The following is a 4,533-nucleotide window of genomic DNA, read 5'->3' as shown; positions in this document are numbered from 1 at the left end:
CGGCCCGGTAGAACCTCGCGTAGATCGCCTCCATGAGGCGGAAGTCCTCCCCGGTGTCCACCGTGAACCGGAGGTCAGGGCCGTAGAGCCACGGCGGCGCCCACAGGTTGGCCGTCTTGAACTCCTCTGGGTGCTCCCGCACGAAGAGCGTGACGTGCTCCCGATGCTCGGGAGTGAGCGGACGCCCCGCCAGATCCTCGAGCAGCCCGGTGGGGAAGACCTCCGCATCCAGCCCCACGGGGAAGGTCCGGGGCATCAGGTTGCTGCTGTAGTCAGCACCTGCCGCAGCATGCAGCGCCAGGAGCTGCTCCACGGTCTCCGGGTCCACGAGGGGGTCCTCTCCAGTCACACGGACCACGATGTCGAGGGTGAATGCCCTCGCCGCCTGCAGGTACCGGTCCAGGACGTCTTCCTCCGAGCCCCGGAACACCCCCACCCTCATCCGCTCCCCCAGGGCCGCCACGGGGTCATCATCCGCCCGCTCCGTAGTCGCCAGGACCACCTGGTCGAGCCCGCGGACCGCCAGAACCCGGCGCAGGACATGGCTCAGGATGGGCTCCCCCGCCAGGTTCAGGAGGGTCTTGCCCGGCAGCCTCGTCGACTGCATCCGGGCCTGGATGATAGCGCCGACCCTCACAGGAACTCCCGGGCCCGGGCCGGCCACTCCCCCATGTCCGGGCCTCCGGACCAGACGGTGCACTTGTGACACAGGGGTACCTCCCTGAACCGTTGCTCCACGTGTAGCCGCCTGGCCTCCCTGACCTTGGGGCCGGTCCAGATCTCGTGCAGGCTCGATTCCCGCACGTCACCGACCACGGCCGACAGGTTCCAGTCGACACAGCAGAGCGAGACCTGGCCGTCCCAGTTCACCGCCAGCGCGTACCACAGGAACACGCACGGGTACCGCCTCGGGGCCTGGAACTCCGTCACCGACACGTCAATGGACCCGCTCCAGTCGTGGACCCCGGTCACCTGGACCTCGTCCACGATGGAGGACCAGCGGGCGACGAACCCCTCGATCTCCCGCCGCGTGCCGCTGTACTCGAGGATCTTGGCCCGCACGAACGGGTGCGCCTGGCCGCGCTGGGTCCGGAGTGCCATGAAGGTCCGGACGTTCTCCTCCACCTGATGCAGCTTGTCCCGCCCCTTTGTCGCGGCATAGGTCTCCCGGCTGGCCGCATCCACGGAGAAGGTGATGTCGTCGATCCCCGAGTCCAGCAGGCGCAGGGCCTTCTCGCGGGAGAGGCTCACCCCATTGGTGTTCATGTGGATCATCCGGGCCACCTTGCGGTCCTTCGCGTACCGGATCATCTCGTGCAGCCGGCGGTGCAGCAGAGGCTCCCCGTCCTTGTGGAGGTTCAGCATGAAGAGCTGCGGGCGGTCGGTCACCTCATCGATCACCCGCCTGAACAGCTCCAGGTCCATGAAGCCCCAGGGCCGGGCCCGGTATTTCGTCGGGCAGTACTCGCACCGCAGCTCGCAGGCGTTCGTCGGGTCGATGTTCAGAAAGAGGGGAAACTCCGGGCTCGCGTGGCTCCGGATCACCTCGGGGCGGAGGAAGGACAGGCTCCCCTCCATGAAGCCCTCGGCCATCTCCCCGTTGTACCGGAGTCGCGGATTGTACGATCGGCTGTCGGTCATGCGGCGCCACCCTGCTGCACGGCCACCGCGACGGGCGCGGCGCCCCCTTCCCGCGCTTTCTCCTTGAGCTCCTCGTACTTCGTGGTCACCGAGTAACATTTCTTGCAGAAGGGGAGGGAGGCGTGTTCCAGGTTTCGTCCCACCCGCTCCCGCTGCCGCTCGAGCCGCTCGTGATGCCACGCCTCTCGGATGCTCATCTCCCGCAGGTTCCCGAGGGCGTGCAGCACTCCCTCATAGTCCTGCACGCACCACTGGACCGTGCCCTGCCAGTTGATGAACATCTTGATGGCGATGTCCACGCACGGGCCGTACTGCTGCTCGAACCCCTGATGGGGGAGGTACCGCTTGACCCGCTCCAGGTGCTCCACGTAGGTGAAGAACGTGTTGTCCACGGAGACCTTGTCCACGTACGGGAGCCACTCGTCCCGGTACTCCTCGGGCGTCTTCTCGGCCCAGTCGGTGGTCAGGACCGTCGTCTGCATGGTGAGGAAGGGGGTGCGTGCCCCCAGCCGCTCCCGGACCGCGTGCACCAGCTTGACGTTGTGGACGAACTGCTCGAACCGGCCCCGGAGCCGCATCTCCTCGTAGTGATGCTTGTTCAGCCCCTGCATGGAGAAGCGCAGCTCGTCCAGCCCGGACCTGACGATGCGCTCCGCCCGCTCCTCGCTCATGATGGTGGCGTTCGTGGTGACCTGGACGGTCACCTCCTTCGCATGGGCGTACTCCGCCATCTCGACGACGCGGGGATGCAGGAACGGCTCGCCCCAGCCGCTGATCCGGATCCCCGTCCCGTATGGGGCCACCTCGTCGATGATCTTCGTGAAGACCCCGAAATCCATCACCCCCTGCTTGCGGCTCATGAGCTGGCGAGAGCAGAAGATGCAGTCGAGGTTGCAGTGGTTCGTGATCTCCATGTCGATCATCAGAGGGAACTCCGGGAGCGGCAGCTCGTAGGGGAACAGCCACTGGGGATGACCGTAGATCCGGGAGAACGGATCCGCCTTCTCCGAGTCTCTGTAGAAGAGCATGAGGCCCTCTCCTCTAGGGATGCGCCTGCACGTCCGCAAGGCTCCTCGCGCTGAGCTCCTGCTTGCAGGCGATGACGCGCATGAGATTCCCGTAGAACGGCGGCGAGAGGATGGTCCTCCGACGGCCCGTGATGCAGTCCATCGCCTTCCGCCCCAGCCCGACCAGCAGCCTCCCGACCTCCCGCGCGGAGCAGTACGGCGTCCCGAAGTACGGGAACTCGATCCGGATCGTCTTGAAGCCCGCGTGCTTCAGGACCAGCGAGACCGTCTTCGGAGCAAAGTAGTGGAAGTGATTGGTGCCGAGGACCCGATACCCTTCCTGAAAGACCCTCGCGCAGAAGCTCCCGATGTTGAAAGCCGTGAGCAGGAGCACGCCGTCTCGCTTCAGAACCCGATAGGAGGCGCGAAGGATCGCCAGCGGGTCCGGCACGTGGTCGAGGACCTGGAAGAGCGTCACCGCATCGAAGCACTCCGCGGCGAACTCCTCGCCCGTGAACTCGCCCTGCAGGACGTGGAAGCCCTCCTCCCTCGCCCGGGCGACCGCGAACGGGGAGAGATCAATCCCGTGCCTCTCCCACTGGTCCCCCAGGCTGGCGAGGAAAAACCCTGGACCGCAGCCGACATCCAGGAGCCGCCCCCCGCCCTTGAACCGCTGGAGACGCCTCGCCTCCTCTCTGAACGCCCGCACCTTCTCCGCCCGCTCCCCGAGGTAGCTCCGAGGCCGCCCCTCGGGGTCCGCCGACCGCCGGAAGTACTCGTCGCTGTAAATCTTCCGGACCCGCTGGGACGAGTACCAGGGATCGAGAAACACGAGGCCGCACGAGAGGCACCGGCGGACATCAAAGACCTGGTCGCCCGTGAGGGCCTTCATGTGGAGCGGACCCTGTAGCTCACGGATTTGGTACATAAGCCGCGACGGGGCAGGGCCGCAGAGGACACAGGCCCCCGGCTCGACCTCCGCCACCAGCTCGGGCCGTCGGCTATCGAGGACGCCGATCGCGCTCACAGAACAGAATCCTGTACGGGTGCGGCATCCCCAGCACCATCTCCGGGGCATCGCCGCTCCGTCGATCCGCCACGCGGCGCACGGTGAAGCCCCGGCTCCGGATGAACTCGGAAACCTCGCCAATGGCGTAGATGTTGAAAAAGAACCGCGCATCCCGGAGCGCGTCGCCCAGGGTGGGGTCCTGCTCATACCGGATGCAGGTCCGGGTGTCCAGGAGCGTCCGGATCACGAGGATCCGCTCGGCGGTCGAGCACAGGACGCCCAGCGCCTCCCGATAGTCGGGCAGGTACTGGAGGACGTTGTAGCAGACCACGACATCATAGGTTCCCGTCAGCTCCTCGATCCCCACTACCTGGAGGCGCTCCGGCGGAAGCCCACCCTTCGCCAGGAACTGCCGGCCGAGGGCGATGTAATGCGGGGTGGGGTCGATCCCGTGATACTCGATCCCGAGCGACCGGAGGGACCAGTAGTAGTGCCCAGGCCCGCAGCCGGCATCCAGGAGGCTCATGCCGGGAGAGACCACCGGGGCAAGTTCTTCCCGCAGCTGGGCGGCGCACACCATCTCCGCCTCCAGCCGGGCAACCCGCCTGCGCATGAGCTCCGTGTAGTGATCGCTGTGCAGCCACATGCGCAGGTCACGCTGCCGTGGGGCGACAGCTCCCACGCCCCCCCGCGTTCTGTCTTCGAAGGCGGCGATCACGACTGCGATCCCTGCCCTTGCGGGAACCGTCTCTTCCAGAGCTGGAAGCGCTCAGGGCGTGACCGGTTCGGCCCGAGGCGGACCATGTACCCGATCTTCAGGTTGTCGTGGATCCTATTCACCAGGCGCAGGCGCCTGGCGATCCCCTTCTCCAGCCT

At 66.6% G+C, this 4,533-nt stretch carries 5 protein-coding genes; all 5 read right to left on the bottom strand.

Annotated elements, in window-relative coordinates:
• Positions 1–637, bottom strand: a 637-nt coding sequence (locus HY726_18630; GenBank protein ID MBI4611012.1) for a glycosyltransferase family protein, incomplete at its 3' end; no start/stop codon positions are given.
• A complete protein-coding gene (locus tag HY726_18625) occupies positions 634–1,641 on the bottom strand; it encodes a radical SAM protein (GenBank protein ID MBI4611011.1) in 1,008 nt (335 codons plus the stop codon). The genes HY726_18625 and HY726_18630, both read right to left, overlap by 4 nt.
• Entirely contained in the window at positions 1,638–2,669 is a 1,032-nt protein-coding gene (locus tag HY726_18620) for a radical SAM protein (protein ID MBI4611010.1), read from the bottom strand. Before HY726_18620 ends, HY726_18625 begins: the two co-directional genes overlap by 4 nt.
• A gap of 13 nt (positions 2,670–2,682) precedes the next feature.
• Positions 2,683–3,675 (bottom strand): class I SAM-dependent methyltransferase, encoded by a 993-nt coding sequence (locus HY726_18615; GenBank protein MBI4611009.1) that lies wholly within the window; start codon positions 3,673–3,675, stop codon positions 2,683–2,685.
• Positions 3,650–4,303, bottom strand: a complete 654-nt coding sequence (locus tag HY726_18610; protein ID MBI4611008.1) for a class I SAM-dependent methyltransferase — start codon at positions 4,301–4,303, stop codon at positions 3,650–3,652. The genes HY726_18615 and HY726_18610 overlap by 26 nt, the downstream gene beginning before the upstream one ends.
• Positions 4,304–4,533: the final 230 nt, after the last annotated feature.

This window comes from Candidatus Rokuibacteriota bacterium, from assembly GCA_016209385.1.
Taxonomy (GTDB): domain Bacteria; phylum Methylomirabilota; class Methylomirabilia; order Rokubacteriales; family CSP1-6; genus JACQWB01.
The sequence above is the reverse complement of the archived record's forward strand: the minus strand, read 5'-3'. Positions and strand labels throughout refer to the sequence as shown.